Source organism: Rhodococcus sp. NPDC059968 (assembly GCF_042738615.1).
Classification (GTDB): domain Bacteria; phylum Actinomycetota; class Actinomycetes; order Mycobacteriales; family Mycobacteriaceae; genus Rhodococcus_F.
This window is the reverse complement of record NZ_JBHWUE010000003.1, coordinates 103082-118124: the sequence shown is the minus strand read 5'-3', so window position 1 is coordinate 118124 and position 15043 is coordinate 103082. Positions and strand designations below refer to the sequence as shown.

At 67.4% G+C, this 15043-nt stretch carries 16 protein-coding genes; 7 read left to right on the top strand and 9 right to left on the bottom strand.

Annotated elements, in window-relative coordinates; genetic code table 11:
• Window positions 1-7 precede the first annotated feature (7 nt).
• Genes ACFWAY_RS04705 through ACFWAY_RS04695 form a run of 3 tightly spaced genes read right to left on the bottom strand, consistent with a single transcriptional unit; the run spans window position 8 to window position 2666 of the window.
• The gene (locus ACFWAY_RS04705) at window positions 8-1207 is read right to left on the bottom strand and encodes an acetyl-CoA C-acetyltransferase (protein ID WP_378453088.1); all 1200 of its coding nucleotides are present in this window, start codon (window positions 1205-1207) and stop codon (window positions 8-10) included.
• A gap of 32 nt (window positions 1208-1239) precedes the next feature.
• Entirely contained in the window at window positions 1240-1902 is a 663-nt protein-coding gene (locus ACFWAY_RS04700; RefSeq protein WP_378453089.1) for a 3-oxoacid CoA-transferase subunit B, read from the bottom strand.
• Window positions 1899-2666, bottom strand: a complete 768-nt coding sequence (locus ACFWAY_RS04695) for a CoA transferase subunit A (RefSeq protein ID WP_378453090.1) — start codon at window positions 2664-2666, stop codon at window positions 1899-1901. Before ACFWAY_RS04695 ends, ACFWAY_RS04700 begins: the two co-directional genes overlap by 4 nt.
• A gap of 197 nt (window positions 2667-2863) precedes the next feature.
• On the opposite strand from ACFWAY_RS04695, the gene ACFWAY_RS04690 reads away from it, so the two are divergent.
• Complete coding sequence (locus tag ACFWAY_RS04690) at window positions 2864-3646, top strand: IclR family transcriptional regulator (protein WP_378453091.1); 783 nt, start codon at window positions 2864-2866, stop codon at window positions 3644-3646.
• Between the two features lie 242 nt (window positions 3647-3888).
• Here ACFWAY_RS04690 and ACFWAY_RS04685 read toward each other — a convergent pair whose 3' ends face one another.
• The 4 genes from ACFWAY_RS04685 to ACFWAY_RS04670 form a co-directional block, all read right to left on the bottom strand.
• Window positions 3889-4128 (bottom strand): DUF6400 family protein, encoded by a 240-nt coding sequence (locus ACFWAY_RS04685; protein ID WP_005237803.1) that lies wholly within the window; start codon window positions 4126-4128, stop codon window positions 3889-3891.
• A gap of 161 nt (window positions 4129-4289) precedes the next feature.
• Complete coding sequence (locus tag ACFWAY_RS04680) at window positions 4290-4844, bottom strand: YceI family protein (protein WP_037232919.1); 555 nt, start codon at window positions 4842-4844, stop codon at window positions 4290-4292.
• Between the two features lie 122 nt (window positions 4845-4966).
• Entirely contained in the window at window positions 4967-5443 is a 477-nt protein-coding gene (locus tag ACFWAY_RS04675) for a carboxymuconolactone decarboxylase family protein (protein WP_378457178.1), read from the bottom strand.
• A 17-nt stretch (window positions 5444-5460) separates the two neighbouring features.
• The gene (locus tag ACFWAY_RS04670; protein WP_378509944.1) at window positions 5461-5922 is read right to left on the bottom strand and encodes a MarR family winged helix-turn-helix transcriptional regulator; all 462 of its coding nucleotides are present in this window, start codon (window positions 5920-5922) and stop codon (window positions 5461-5463) included.
• A gap of 100 nt (window positions 5923-6022) precedes the next feature.
• On the opposite strand from ACFWAY_RS04670, the gene ACFWAY_RS04665 reads away from it, so the two are divergent.
• Window positions 6023-6532 carry a VOC family protein gene (locus ACFWAY_RS04665; RefSeq protein WP_378457180.1) on the top strand — a complete coding sequence of 170 codons (510 nt, stop codon included), beginning with the start codon at window positions 6023-6025 and terminating at the stop codon, window positions 6530-6532.
• A gap of 52 nt (window positions 6533-6584) precedes the next feature.
• Entirely contained in the window at window positions 6585-7373 is a 789-nt protein-coding gene (locus ACFWAY_RS04660; RefSeq protein ID WP_378457181.1) for a pirin family protein, read from the top strand.
• On the opposite strand, the gene ACFWAY_RS04655 is transcribed toward ACFWAY_RS04660, so the two are convergent.
• Together ACFWAY_RS04655 and ACFWAY_RS04650 are read right to left on the bottom strand one after the other, a co-directional pair.
• Window positions 7336-10038, bottom strand: a complete 2703-nt coding sequence (locus ACFWAY_RS04655) for a family 78 glycoside hydrolase catalytic domain (RefSeq protein WP_378509943.1) — start codon at window positions 10036-10038, stop codon at window positions 7336-7338. The genes ACFWAY_RS04660 and ACFWAY_RS04655 overlap by 38 nt on opposite strands.
• Window positions 10035-11318, bottom strand: a complete 1284-nt coding sequence (locus ACFWAY_RS04650; protein WP_378509942.1) for an MFS transporter — start codon at window positions 11316-11318, stop codon at window positions 10035-10037. Before ACFWAY_RS04650 ends, ACFWAY_RS04655 begins: the two co-directional genes overlap by 4 nt.
• A gap of 143 nt (window positions 11319-11461) precedes the next feature.
• On the opposite strand from ACFWAY_RS04650, the gene ACFWAY_RS04645 reads away from it, so the two are divergent.
• The 4 genes from ACFWAY_RS04645 to ACFWAY_RS04630 all read left to right on the top strand — a co-directional run bounded on the left by ACFWAY_RS04645 (window position 11462) and on the right by ACFWAY_RS04630 (window position 14950).
• On the top strand, window positions 11462-12136 hold the full coding sequence (locus tag ACFWAY_RS04645; RefSeq protein ID WP_378509941.1) for a TetR/AcrR family transcriptional regulator: 675 nt from the start codon (window positions 11462-11464) through the stop codon (window positions 12134-12136).
• A gap of 73 nt (window positions 12137-12209) precedes the next feature.
• On the top strand, window positions 12210-13154 hold the full coding sequence (locus ACFWAY_RS04640; protein ID WP_378509940.1) for an alpha/beta hydrolase fold domain-containing protein: 945 nt from the start codon (window positions 12210-12212) through the stop codon (window positions 13152-13154).
• On the top strand, window positions 13151-14221 hold the full coding sequence (locus tag ACFWAY_RS04635; protein ID WP_378509939.1) for a quercetin 2,3-dioxygenase: 1071 nt from the start codon (window positions 13151-13153) through the stop codon (window positions 14219-14221). Before ACFWAY_RS04640 ends, ACFWAY_RS04635 begins: the two co-directional genes overlap by 4 nt.
• A 51-nt stretch (window positions 14222-14272) precedes the next feature.
• On the top strand, window positions 14273-14950 hold the full coding sequence (locus ACFWAY_RS04630) for a FadR/GntR family transcriptional regulator (RefSeq protein ID WP_378509938.1): 678 nt from the start codon (window positions 14273-14275) through the stop codon (window positions 14948-14950).
• Window positions 14951-15043 lie beyond the last annotated feature (93 nt).

The following is a 15043-nucleotide window of genomic DNA, read 5'->3' as shown; positions in this document are numbered from 1 at the left end:
GTGATGGTCACTCGCCCGGGACGTGGAGAATCAGGGCGTCGCCCTGTCCGCCGCCGCCGCAGAGAGCCGCGGCGCCGGTTCCACCACCGCGTCGTTTCAGCTCGAGCGCGAGGTGCAGCACGACCCGTGCCCCCGACATGCCGAGCGGGTGCCCGATGGAGATGGCGCCGCCGTTCACGTTGACCCTCGACGGGTCCAGTCCGAGCTGCCGGGTCGACTCGATGCCGACGGCGGCGAAGGCCTCGTTGATCTCGACGAGATCGAGCGCCGAGGGCTCGAGTCCCTCACGGGTGCACGCCTTGTCGATGGCATTGGCGGGCTGCTGCTGGAGCGTCGAGTCCGGTCCGGCGACGACGCCGTGGGCGCCGATCTCGGCGAGCCATTCGAGTCCCAGCTCCTCGGCCTTGGCCTTGCTCATCACCACGACGGCGGCCGCGCCGTCGGAGATCTGCGACGCGGAACCCGCGGTGACAGTGCCGTTCTTGCTGAAGGCGGGCCGCAGCTTCGACAGCGATTCGGCCGTGGTGTCGGCGCGAATGCCCTCGTCCTCGGAGACGACGAGCGGCTCGCCCCGGCGCTGCGGGATGGTGACGGGAACGACCTCATCGTCGAAGAGCCCGTTCTTCCACGCGGCCGCGGCACGCTGATGTGAGGCGGCGGCGAAGGCGTCCTGCTCCTCGCGACCGATTTTGTCGGTGTTCGCGTTCCGGTCCTCGGTGAGCGCACCCATCGCCTGCTCGGTGAAGATGTCGTACAGGCCGTCGTAGGCGAGGTGGTCCACGAGGGTGGTGTCGCCGTACTTGAAACCGCTCCGCGAGTTCGGGAGAAGGTGCGGGGCCTGCGACATCGACTCCTGCCCACCGGCGACGACGACATCGAATTCGCCGGCGCGGATCAACTGGTCGGCGAGCGCGATGGCGTCGAGACCTGACAGGCACACCTTGTTGACGGTCAAGGCGGGCACCGACATCGGGATGCCCGCGTTGACCGCGGCCTGCCGGGCCGGGATCTGACCGGCGCCGGCAGTGAGGACCTGCCCCATGATCACGTACTCCACCAGTTCGGGTGCCACCCCGGCCTTGTCGAGGGCGCCCTTGATGGCGATGCCACCGAGATCGGATCCGGAGAGTGACGCGAGCGAACCCGTCAGCCGGCCGACGGGGGTCCGGGCTCCGGCGACGATGACGGACCTGGTGCGAGAAGTCATGGGAGTGTCCTTGGTGTCGTGACGAATGTCGCTCAGACGAGCGCGGATTCGCGGATCTCGAGGGGGGTTCCGGTGGCGGCGACGACCTCGTCGACGGTGACGCCGGGGGCAATCTCACGGAGAGCGAGGGTGCCGTCGCCGACCACGTCGATGACGGCGAGGTTGGTGATGATGCGGTTGACCACGCCCTGGCCTGTCAGAGGCAGGGTGCAGGCGTCGATGATCTTGGGGTTGCCGTCCCGGTCGGTGTGTTCCATGAGGACGATGACGCGGCTCGCGCCGTGCACGAGGTCCATCGCGCCGCCCATGCCCTTGACCATCTTGCCGGGGACCATCCAGTTGGCGAGGTCGCCGGTGCGGGAGACCTGCATGCCACCGAGGACGGCGGTGTCGATGTGGCCGCCGCGGATCATGCCGAATGACAGCGCGGAATCGAAGAATGCGGCACCGGCGTTGACGGTGACCGTCTCCTTGCCGGCGTTGATCAGGTCGGGGTCGACGTTCTCGTCGGTGGGGTAGGGCCCGGTGCCGAGGATTCCGTTCTCCGAATGCAGGGTCACCGTGACGTCGGTGCCGAGGTATCCGGGAATGAGCGTCGGCAGTCCGATGCCGAGGTTGACGTATTCGCCGTCGACCATCTCCGCGGCCGCGCGGGCGGCCATCTGCTCACGTGTCCATCCGTTGGTGCCGGTCATCGAGTGGCTCCTTCCGTGCTGCTGACTGTCCGCTTCTCGATCCGCTTGTTCTGGGGTCCGGTCTCGACGATGCGTTGAACGAAGACCCCGGGCAGGTGCACCTGGGCGGGATCGATGGTGCCGGCGGGGACGAGTTCCTCGACCTGCGCGATAGTCACCTTCCCGGCCATCGCCGCGAGGGGGTTGAAGTTCAGGGCCGACTTGTCGAACACCAGGTTCCCGGCGGTGTCGCCGCGCAGTGCGTGGACCAGTGCGAAGTCGGCGGTGATGCCGAGTTCGAGGACATAACGCTTGTCGCCGAACACGCGGGTTTCCTTCGGGGGCGACGCGAGCGCGACGGAACCGTCGGCGGCGTACCGCCAGGGCAGTCCGCCGTCGGCGACCGGGCTTCCCACACCGGCGGGGGTGAAGAACGCGGGGATGCCCGCGCCGCCCGCCCGGAGACGTTCGGCCAGCGTGCCCTGCGGGGTCAGCTCCACCTCGAGCTCACCGGAGAGGTACTGACGGGCGAATTCCTTGTTCTCGCCGACGTACGACGCGGTGACACGACGGATCCGGCGGGCGCCCAGCAGAATTCCGAGCCCGTGGTCGTCCACACCGCAGTTGTTGGAGAAGACCTCGAGGTTGCCGACACCCGAGTCGGCGAGCGCACGGATCAGCGAGTCGGGGATTCCGCACAGGCCGAACCCGCCCACGGCGATCGACGCGCCGTCGGACACGTCCGCGACTGCTTCTTCCGGGGTGTCGAACACTCTCGATCCCATGTGCATCCTTTCTCCTGGCCGCCGTACCGGCGATACCGTCTTCCGCATCGAATCGTCCACCTGGTGAACGCCTCCGTGCGACGAGCTTTGTTCCACTAAAAGGGGTCGCTTTGTGCATTTCAAGAGATCCGGACACAGTGCTCGCGGTCTGGACGTCACGCCGCATAGCGTTCACTGAGTGAACGTATACTGCGGTCATGGACGACGCGCAGCGGCCGCAGGTCATTCGACGGGTGGGATCCCTCTTCCGGGCCATCGCGGCCCTCGAGTCGTCGGGATCCTCGACGTCCGCCCTGGCGCGAGAGACGGGTCTCGCCCGCCCCACCGTGCATCGCCTGCTCGTCTCGCTGGCCGAGGAGGGACTGGTGGACCGCGATCAGAAGTCGGGGAAATGGTCGCTGGGGCCCGAGCTGTACCTGCTGGGCTCGCTCGCCGCCAGCCGGTACGACATCACGGACCGCTCCCGCGACATCCTCCGCGATCTCGCCCGCGAGACCGGCGAGAGCGCCTTCCTGTCCGCCCGCCGCGGCGACGAAACCGTCTGCATCGCGAGCGAGGAGGGCAGCTTCCCGCTGCGTTCCCACGTGCTGTACGTCGGCATCCGCCTACCGCTCGGGGTGGCGTCGGCGGGACTGGTGATCCTGTCCCACATGCCGGACCGCGACGTCGCGGACTACCTGACGCGCGCCGACGTCACCGGCGAGTGGGGAACGCAGCACAGGCGGGACGAGATCGCCGAGCGGATCGCGGAGACACGCCTGAACGGATACGCCGTGAATCCCGGACTGCTCGTGGAGGGCAGTTGGGGGATGGGCGCCGCCGTCTTCGACGCCCAGGGATCACCGGCCTGGGCATTGAGCATCACGGGTGTGGAAAGCCGGTTCCGCGAGGAGCGCCGCCGCGAACTGGGAGAACTCCTCCTCCGCGAGGCGCACCGGCTCACCCAACTGCTCGCCGACCGGCCGCGAGGTCGGGGGTGAGTATGAGGTGGAACCGCGCCTACGCAGCCTTCCGCCGTCGCTGCGGTCGCCCGTGGCGGGTGTCGATACTCCACAGGTGGGTGCAGTCGGGGCACTGAAGGTGGACGTGGGTGCCCTGATTGCTCAGCAGGTACTGCCAATGCCGGTCGCAGTTGCGGCCGGACCCGCAGTCGCGGCAGTCCGAGCCGTGGTCGCAGCCCGGGCAGGGCAACCAGGCGCGACGGGAGAAGTCCGCGGTCGGATCAATCGGTAACACGGCCCACCGTCCGATCCGGGAGCACACCCGCCTGCACCAGCTCGTCGTAGATTCGCTGCTGCTCGGGGTCGAGACCGGAGTACAGCATGTCGTACGCCCGCTCTTCCTCCGCGAGCACGGCGACGGGGTCCCAGTCCTCGCCGATCGCTTCGAGAACGGCGGTGCGCCGCCGCGCCTCGTCCAGCGTGAGGTCGAGCGCGAACGAGAGTTCGGAGTCGCTACCCATGTGGTCACCTTCGTTTCGCAGTCGCCGATGCCGAAGAGAGTCACTCGAGCCCGCCCAAGATCACAATGACCTGGATCACGTCGATTGAAAGTGTTGCGTCGTGTTAACGACGAAATGCCCCGCCATCCGGGTGGATGACGGGGCGCGTGGTGCGGGTGGGGTCAGGCCTGGAGGCCGGCCTCGATCTCGAGGGTGATGGTGATCTTGTCGCCGACGACGGCTCCGCCGCCTTCGAGGGGCATGTCGATGGTGATGCCGAAGTCCTTGCGGTTGAGGACGGTGGTGGCCTCGAAGCCGGCGACCGGTCCGTTGCCCATGCCGGGGTTGACGCCGTTGAACTCGAGGGCGAGCTCGACGGGGCGGGTGACGCCGTGCAGGGTGAATTCGCCCTCGACCACGTAGTCGTCGCCCTTGGCGCGGACGGCGGTGGAGGTGAAGGTGGCGGTGGGGTACTGCTCGGCGTCGAAGAAGTCGGCGGACTTGATGTGGGCGTCGCGGTCGGTGTTCTTGGTGTCGATGGACGCGACCTGGATTTCGGCGGTGACGGCGGCGGTGCCGTCTTCGGCGACGGTGATCGCGCCGGTGAAGTCGTTGAAGGTGCCGCGGACCTTGCTGACCATCAGGTGGCGGACGGAGAAGCCGACGGTGGAGTGGACGGTGTCGATGGCCCAGGTTCCGGCGGTGAGGTTGGGCAGGGTGGCGATGGCGGTGGTCATGAAAACTCCTTGGGGTGGCGAACGGGCACTCGAATCGAGGTAATTGAATCTGCAACTATTACCTTAGAGCGAAGTGGTTGCGAAGTCAACTAAATTCTGCGAAACGCAGGTGAACTGCGGTGTTACTGCTTCGGCCGGACCGGATGGCGGCTGACGATGGAGATCCGGTTGAAGGCATTCATGGTGACGGCGATCCAGCTCACCGTGGAGATCTCCTGCTCGGACAGGAACCGCCGTGCGAAGGCGTAGTCGGCCTCCTGGGTATGCGCGTCCGGGAGGGTGGTGATCGATTCGGCCAGGGTGAGCGCCGCGACCTCACGGTCGGAGAACAGCGTCGTCTCCCGCCAGGCGGGCAGAACCGCGAGGCGCTGCTGGGTCTCGCCGGCCGCGAGCGCCGCGGCGACATGGACGTCCAGGCAGTACGCGCAGCGGTTGATCTGGGAGACGCGCACGTTGATCAACTCGACGAATCGCCGGTCCATCCCGGCCTCGATGGTCGCGTGACGGATGGCCTTGGCGACGCCGATCTGCGCCTGATAGACGGCCGGACTCTGCTTGTCGATGTGGACGTAATCGTTCTCGGGTGACGTGCTGCTCATGGCCGACCTTTCCGGGCTCAGGGGTTTTCCAGCAGGTGGGAGCGCATTTCGCTGAAGTCGTGACCGAGGATGCCGACGTCGCGGGGGCTGAGCAGGTCGAACATGTTGCGGCGCACCTCCGTCACATGTCCGGGGCTGGCGGCGGCGAGCTTCTCGACGCCGGCATCGGTCAGCTCGGCCAGTGTTCCGCGCTTGTCGTCTTCGCATTCGACGCGGCGCACCCAGCCGGTGTCGACCAGCCGGCTGATCGCCCTGGTCACGCCGCTGCGGGTGGTGGTGACCGCGTCGGCGAGTTCACGCATCCGCAGTTGCCGCTGCGGCGCCTCCGACAACACGACGAGAAGTTCGAAGTCCGTGAACGAGATGCCGGCGTCGTGGGTGAGCTGCCGATCGAGCGCCTGCAGGAGGAGGCGGGTGGCGTCCAGATAGGCGCGCCAGGTGTTCTGTTCGTCGGCACTGAGCCATCGGGTCGGTTCCACGGCACCAGCATAGCTCAAGTAGTTGACAGCGCAACGACTTGCTGTAGTCTGAAGTTAGTTGAAAGCGCAATCACTGCGCTCCGCGGAGAGGGGCAGGGCAATGAGCACCACAGACGAGCAGGAGCGGTCGCAGAGGTTCGCGGAACACCGCGACCGGATCCGCGCCGAGCATCTGAAGCCGGTGTCGTCGCGGCCCGCGTCCTCGGCCCGCGGACTCCATCACACCGCACTGATCAGCAGTGACGTCGAGCGCACCGTCCGGTTCTATCAGGACCTGCTCGAGTTTCCGCTGACCGAGCTGATCGAGAACCGGGACTACGCCGGGTCGTCGCACTTCTTCTTCGACATCGGCAACGGCAATCTGCTGGCGTTCTTCGACTTCCCGGGCCTCGACATCGGCCCGTACCAGGAAGTCCTCGGCGGACTCCACCACATCGCGATCAGCGTCGAACCCGACCGGTGGGACCACCTGCGCACGAAACTGATCGACGCCGGCGTCGAACTCGTCGAACACAGTGCGGTGTCGATGTACTTCCGCGACCCCGACGGAGCCCGCCTCGAACTCATCGCCGACCCGCTCGGCGAAATGTACGGCTCACACGTTCTGTGAGAACCCTGACTCTGGGAACCCTGGCTCTGAGAAACCTGGAAAGGATTCGCTCATGACTGCCGCCATCACCCCGCCCCGCTTCGATGTCCGCCGAGCCGACGACCGGTTCAAGACCGACATCGGCTGGCTGGATTCCAAGCATTCCTTCTCGTTCAGCAGCCACTACGACCCGGCCAACACCCATCACGGGGTGCTCATGGTCAACAACGACGACATCGTCATCCCGGGTCAGGGCTTCGACACCCACCCCCACCAGGACATGGAGATCGTCACCTGGGTGCTCCAGGGTTCACTGGTGCACCAGGATTCGATGGGCCACTCCGGCGTCATCTACCCCGGACTGGCCCAGCGCATGAGCGCGGGAACCGGAATCCTGCACTCGGAGAAGAACGACTCGTGGCGACTGGACGGCGTCACCGGTGAGCACGCCGACGAGCACACCGATCCGGTCCATTTCATCCAGATGTGGGTCGTGCCCGACGAAGCCGGCATCACACCCGGTTACGAGCAACTCGAAATCGACCACGAGTTGCTCGCCGGGGGATTGGTGCCCGTCGCGTCGGGCATGCCGCACTACGCGGACCACTCGGCGATCCGGATCAAGAACAAGTACGCCGCAATGCATGTCGCACGCCTGCAGCCGGGGCAGGCGCCGATCACCCTGCCCGACGCCCCGTTCCTTCATGTGTTCGTCGCGCGCGGCGAGGCGTCGATGGAAGGCGTCGGCATCCTCGCCGAGGGTGATGCCGTCCGGCTCAGCGGTGGCGGTGGCCAGCAGGTGACCACCGACACCGGCGCCGAGATCATCGTATGGGAAATGCACGCGACGATCGCCGGATGACGCGAGCCGCGGGGCAGGTGCGGGTGTAGGTCCCGGACCGAAGGAGTTCCGTGGTATCTCCCAGTCGGAGTTCGCATTCGCTGCCTGCCGGCACGGTCAGGTTCAGGGTGAACAGGTCGTTGGTGATCGTCCAGCGCACCGCGATGTTGCCGTAGGGACTGCAGTGCTCGGCGTGGGCAGCATTGATGTCCCCGCCGGGGCGCGGATCGACGACGAATCGGCGATAGCCGACGGTGTCGGCGCCGGTGGTCTCGGCCGGGCGCAGGCCTGCGACGAATTGGTGGAGAAACGAGATGACCGCGCCCTTGGCGTAGTGATTCAGTGAGGCGGTGGCGCGGCCGTTCTCGTCGACCCCGTCCCACCGCTCCCAGATGGTGGTGGCCCCGCGGTCGATCATCTCCATCCAGGACGGGTTACCCGTGGACAAAAGGACCCGGTAGGCGGTGTCGAGGTGCCCGTTGCGCGCGAGTGCGGGCAGCAGCATTCCGGTGGCCAGGAAACCGGTGCCGAGGTGATAGTCGTTGTCGGCGAGCAACTGTGCGAGTTCGTCGGCGAACCGCCCGCGCCCCTCGGCCGGAACGAGGTCGAACTCCAGGGCGCGGACATAGTTCGCCTGGGTCGGGTGGGTCAGAGTGCCGTCCGGCGCGATGAATTCACGCTGCCAGGCGTGGACGGCTCCCGCGGCGATCGCGGCGAAACGGCACGCATCCCGGTCGCGACCGAGTACGCCGGCGATCTGCGCGAGCAGTCCGGCCGACCGCGCAAGGTACGCCGTGGCGACCACACTGTGATCGCGGGTGGGGTCGGGGGCGGGAATCTCGTCGGGTTCGAGCCATTCTCCCCAGTGAAAACCGGTATCCCACAAATACTTTTCGTGATCATCCGGTGTGGGGCGCACCAGTGCGCGGTCGGGATGGCGGTGGTCCCGGGCCGAGCCGGCGGCCAGCTCGACCCACCGCGTCATGGAATCATACTGGCGTTGCAGGACTTCGACATCGCCGTACAGTCGCCACAGCTGCCACGGGACGATGACGGCGGCGTCGCCCCAACCGGCCGAGCCGTTGGCGATGTCGGCGAAATGGTTACCCGACGGCCGGTTGCCTGCCGGGTTGGGCACGATGTTGGGTACCGTGCCGTCCGGCCACTGGTCGGCGGCGAGATCACGCAGCCATTTGTCGCTGAAACCCGCGACATCGTGTGTGAAGGAGGCTGTTTCGACGTAGATCTGCCAGTCGCCGGTGAAGCCCGACCGCTCGCGCTGGGGGCAGTCGGTCGGGACGTCGCAGGCGTTGCCGCGGAAACTCCACACCGCAGCAGTGTGGAGTTTCTCGAGGCGATCGTTGTCGCACCCGAAACTCCCCACCTCTTCCAGGTCGGTGTGCACGACGGCGGCGGTGATCGAGTCGGCCCGCGGTTTCGTCGTGGGCCCGTCGATTTGGACGTAGCGGAACCCATGAGTGGTGTGGCGCGGCTCGAATGTCTCGCAGGGGCGCCCGGACGACACGACGTGGTCGACCTGACCGGCAGGCAAACTGGTGCCGGTCGCGAACTCGAAGGCACGCAGATGATCCGTGTCGACGCTCCCGTCGGCGGCCAGAGACTCGCCATGGGTGAGGGTCACGTGCGTGGCGCCGAGGTCGGCCGCGGTCACCCATCCGTTGACGTTCTGTCCGAAATCGACGACGTACGTCCCGGGTCTAGGCTCGGTGACGGCCACCGCCGCCAGGGTTTCGATCCGGCGCACCGGGGGCGCCACGCCGGTCGTCAACCGGGCTCGATCGTCGTAGAGTCCACCGCGAACGACCACGGCGGGGTGGTGTATCTCGCCGGCGGGCACCCGGCGCAGATCCACCCGCTGGCCGTCCATCAGGTCGGCGGCGTCGATCTCACTCGGTGCGCTGGTCCAGCCGTCGCCGGTACCGAAGCGCTCCGACGTGCCGTCCGAATATCGGACGTGCAGTTCCGCGAGCGCGGCAACCCGATCACCGAAACCGTCGCCGTGGCGCTCGAACCCGTGACGGCCACGGAACCACCCGTCGCTCAGCAGGATTCCGAGTTCGTTCTGCCCCGGGCGCAGCAGGTCGGTGACGTCGAAATGCTGCACCTGCAGGTGCGTTCGGTAGGAGGTGAAGCCGGGGGTCAGCTCGTGATCACCGACCCGGACATCGTTGACGAAGAACTCGTAGATGCCGTGAGCGGTCGCGAAGAGCGAGGCCTGGGTGATCTCCGCCCGCGGTCGCCAGGAGGCGCGCAACCGGTATGCGGGACGGTGACCGAGCGGGGGAACGTCCGGCTCGTACGGTTCGATCCAGTCGGCCGTGAGGTCGCCGCCGTGCAGGAGACCGGTGACCCACGGAACGGGCTCGGACCAGTCGCTCGGTCCGAGATCCGTCCAGCACCGCACCTGCCAGGTGCGTTCCTCGCCTGCGGTCGGCACCGGATGCGTTGCAGTCCAGGGTCGCACGAGGACGTGGTCGCGTCCCTCGATGACGTCGGTGGTGAACAGGGTGCGCGACGTGCGGCCGGAGATGCCCGCGACCCGGATCTGGTACGCCAGCTGACCGGTGCTTCCGGTGGGCAGCCGCCAGGACAGTCGCGGGTGGGTCGTGCCGCAGGGTTCCCCGGGGCGGAGGTGGTCGAGACGCAGGTGTGTCGGTGTCGTCATCGGATCGACCGCACGAAGAGAACGGCTGCGCCGGCGACAGCGGCGCAGGCCGCCAGGACGCAGAACAGAAGCGCATAGTTGTTGCCGGTGAGCGGAAGGAGCACGGCGCCGATGATCGGGACGACGGCGTACGGGAGTGTGGCCGCCACCTGGTACACACTCATCGCCTTGGCCGTCTGCCGGACGTCGGGAATGACCGCGGCGGCGATCGCGATGTCGACTGTGAGGTAGCACGCCTGACCGATCGTGAAGGCGACGAAGGCCAGCAGGAACCCGCTGACGTGCGGGTTCACGGCCACGTAGACGAGCGCACCGCCGGTGAGGAACGACGCGACCGCGACGAAGGCCTTGCGCCGGCCCAGCTTGTCGGAGAGGAATCCTGCGAGCAGGAACGACACGATCGAGATGGGGGTGGTGACGGCGGTGGCGTGGGCGTATTCGGCGGCCGCGTCCTTGATGCTCAGTCCGGCCGCGTCGACCAGGAAGTAGGTCGCGTAGGTGGTGAGCCCGACCATCGCGAGCCCGAACAGAAACCGGCTGATCCAGTTGAGTGCGAAGTCCGCATGCCGGATCGGGTTGATCCAATAGCTCGACGCGAACTCGCGAAAGCTATAGGGCTGCAGCGTTTCCGGATCTACACCCGAGTCGGCGCCTCGGATGACCACGGCGACGACGGACAGGCACACGACGGCGGTAATGCCGGGGATTACCATCATCGGCACCGGGTGGTCGGCGAGGCGGCTCCCGAGCGTGACGCCGGCGAGAACGGCGAACGCCGTGACGAAGCCGATCATGCCCGACAGCCGGGCGCGCAGATGGTCGGGGACGAAGTCGGGGATGAGCGCGACGAACCCGGCCAGCGCCGCGGAGTAACCCAGTTGTGCGAGTGCCCAGCCCGCGGCGATCGCCGCGACGTTCGTCGCCAGCGCGATCACGGTGAGACCGGCCAACGCGACGAGAGCACCGCCGATCAGCCACGGGGTGCGCCGGCCGAGCCGGCTGGTCGTGCGATCGGACAGGGATCCGAACAGCGGTATCGAGGCGAGTGCGACGAGGGCGCCGATCAGCACGACCGTAGACAGCCCGAGTGTCTTGCCCTCGGCGTCCACGCCGAAGATGCGGATCGACAGCGTGATGATCGTCGGGGTCAGACTGCCGAAGTACACCCCGAATGCGCCGACGACCAGGGCGGGGACGACGTAGCGGGGTCGCGGCGCGGTGACCGCGGACGGGTGGCGGAGCTGTGCGGGGGACGGGTGTGTGGAGCGAACGGTAGCCATCGGCGTTCCGCCTTCCGTGAAGTGAAGATCCGCGCGGCGAGGTGGGGCGCAGCGGACATCGCAATGTGATGCACAGCACCGTACACGAAAACCGGGTGTATCCGGTTTTCAATTCGAGAATCGTGCTGTCGTATCGTGGCGACATGGGAAAACGGGCGCGTGGCAGCTACTCGGTGGGCATCGAGCGGCGCACGCGAATCGTGGAGGCGGCCGCCGGGCGATTCTCGGCGGAGGGGTACCACGCGACCACCATGGCCAGCATTGCCGCCGATGCGGGGATCAGCGACAGCGGTCTGCTGCACCACTTTCCGACGAAGAAGCACCTGCTTCTGGCCGTTGCGCAGTACCGCCTCGACGCGTCGGCCGAGTGGTGGGACACCCTCCCCGCCGAGGCGTCGGGTCTCGCGACCCTCGATGCGATGGTCGACGCGGCGCGGCGACTCGTCGGACAGCCCGGTCTCATCGAACTGTTCGTGCTGGTGAGCGCGGAGGCGGCCGATCCGAGCAGTCCCGCCCACGCCGTCTTCGCGCAGCGCTATGACGGCGCCGTCGAGGCCCTCGCGGCTCGGCTGCGTCAGGGGGTGCGCCGAGACGGGCTGCCGGCATCGCTGGACTTCCCGGCGCTCGCGCGTGAATGCATTGCGGTGAGCGACGGCCTGCAGTTGCAGTGGGTGCTCAGCGACGGGGCCGTCGACATCGTCGAGGGTGTCCGCGGACATGCCGCGCGGCTGACTGCCGCGCTGACCGGCGCGGCGGAGGAAGAATCCGGGTCTTCCGTTCGGGTTGCCGAAGCTGCTACTGTGCCCGACAGGCAGTGACCTAAGGAAGGGCCTTACAACCGCGCGAGCGGCGACCCAGGCCCGGGTCCTGCATCCGAAGGAGTTCAATCCCTTGGACACGGCTTCGACCGTCGTCCGCCGATCCACCGTCGAGTACGCCCCCGATCTGCTACTCGATCTCGTCCGCCCCGCCGAAGCAGAGCATCCCTTGCCTGCGATCGTGTGGGTACACGGAGGTGGTTGGCGGCTTCAAGACCGCACTGCATGCCCAGATCTGGTGCAACACTTCGCAGAACACGGCTACGTCATGGTCAGCATCGACTACCGCCTGGCGCCCGAGACCGGCCACCCCGGCCAGCTCTTCGATGTCCGGCGGGCGGTGCGCTGGCTGCGCGCCAACGCCGCGGACCACGGCATCGACCCCGACCGGATCGGTGTGTGGGGATCGTCGGCCGGCGGGCACCTCGCCGCGCTGACCGGAGTGCACTCGGCCACAACACGATTGCCCGGGGAAGAACCCACGACCGTCGCCAGCTCGGTGCAGGCCGTCGTCGACGGTTACGGGCCCGCCGACCTGCCCGGCCTCGTCGACCTCTGCGCGAAACGGACACCGGGGGAGGACGCTTCCCCGGAAGCGTCGTTGCTCGGCGGCGCGATCCGGGACCGACTGGACGCGGCGCGATCCGCGAGCCCCGCGCTGCAGGTGGCGCCCGGAGCACCGCCGTTTCTGGTCATGCACGGTCTCGGCGACAATCTGGTGCCGTTCACGCAGAGCGTGGCGTTGTTCGACGCGCTCGTCGCTCACGGCAACGACGCCATTCTCTACCTGATCGAGGGCTTCGGACACGGGTTCTTCAACCCGGGCCACGTCCTCGAACTCGGCCCCGACCAGACCCTCGACCAAGGGCATCTCGAACGAGATCCGCAGGCGCAGGCCTCGACCCGCGCGGTGAGTGACTTCGGCCGCGCACTGACCGAGAGGTACCCCTCCGCCTCGTTCGCTGCGGTCGAAGCCTTCTTCTCGCACACACTGAAACCAGGAACATCCACACCATGACTACTTTCGACATTCCCGTCCTCGACGAGGTCCACGCTGCCGCTCCGCAACTCGACACCCTCCCCGGCCGCTGCGTGCCCTACGCCATGGCCGCCGGTGAAGGCGAGCGCCATGAACTCGGCGGGCAACTGATCACCGTCATCGCCCGGCCGGAGGACACCGGCGGGCAGTTCGGTGCCGCATACGTATACGGCGGCAAGGGAACCGAAACGCCGTTCCTCGCCCACGATCGCGAGCACCGCTTCCTGTACGTCACCGACGGACGGCTGCAGATCTGGTTGCCCGGGGAATCGCACCTGCTCGTGCCCGGCGACTCGGTCACCGTCCCGGCCGGCACGCCGTACGCCTACCGCATGCTCGCGCACCGGACACGGTTCCTGAGCTGGCTCACCGTCGGCGACGGGCACCGGTGGTCGCAAGCCATCGGTCAGGCCACCCAATCGCACGTCTTCGACGCCGAGGCGGCGCCGCTGTCGGACGCGCGGCAATCCGAACTCGCGGACCAGTTCGGTGTCCGGTTCCACGATCTCGAGAAGTCGGACCTGCCTGCGGTGACCGGCACGGCGTTGCCCGCCGCGGAGTCCCCCTACGTGCTGATGGCGGGCGAAGGCGACCGCTGGGCGAGTCTCGACCAGTTGAACACCTACCTTGCACGGCCCCGGAACACCGGCGGCACGTATTTCGCGATGCACACCATGGGTGGCAAGAGTTCGTACATTCCCCGTCACTTCCACCGCGAGCACACCGAGAACTTCTTTTGCATCGAGGGACGAATTCTCCTGCACGCCAACGGCCGGGAGATCATACTGACCAAAGGCGACTTCCTCCATGCGCCTGCCGGAACGATCCACAGTTTCGCGTTCGACAGCCACGACACACAGATGCTCGGCCTGCTGACCACCGGCGTGTTCGAGAAGTTCTTCGAGTACATGAACGTCCCGACGGACGCGCACGTGCACACCGAGGGCGGCGACATGCAGTTCCCGGCCGACGGGTTCGCGCGGGCGCGTGCCGAGCTGGACCTCGAGGTCGTCGGTCCGCCGCCGGCACGAGGCGACGGACGGTGAGACCCGCCCGGCGCGCACGCCGCCGGAGCGGCTGAGCTCTACACTCGAGCCATGGCGATCCAGAGCACCGTCACCCGGGCAGAGTCCCTGGTCGCCCATATCCAGGACCGTATCGCCGCGGGTGAACTCGCGCCCGGTGATCGGGTGGGCACCCGCAAGGAACTCCAGGCGGAGTCGGGGATGGCCCGCGGAACGGTCATCGAGGCCGTCCGGCTCCTGCAGGATCGGGGAGTCATCACCGTCCGGCCCGGGCCCGGCGGTGGCCTGTTCGTCGCCGAACCGTCCTCGGTGGTCCGGCTCGGCCGCACCCTGCTGACCGTCGAGGGAGACGCAGCGGGAGTCGCCGACGCCATCGCCGTCCGGGAAGAGTTGGAACCCCTCGTGACGGAGCTGGCCGCCCGTCACCGGACCGAGGCCGACGTCGCCGACCTGCGGCACGTGATGACCGTCCTCGAGGACTCGGCCGGCGACCCCGAGGCGTTCATCCGCACCGTGTGGGATCTGCACCGCCGGATCGTGGCGATCAGCCCCAACCAGGTATTGCGCGAAACCTATCTGAGCCTCGAAACCTACGTGGAGCAGCACGCGACGCGCGCGAGCCGCGAACGAAGCGCCACCAACAGCGAGTACTTCGCGCGACGGATCGACGTGCACCGCGGGCTGGTCGATGCCATCGAGTCCGGCGACCCGGCCCGTGCCCGCGCGGCCGCGCAGGCGCACGCTCACTGAGCGAGCACTTCTCGAAGCCCTTTCTCGAATCTCGTGCTTGACAGGGGCCAGTGGTCTGTGGCTACCATCACACATAACGGTTATAACTGTTTA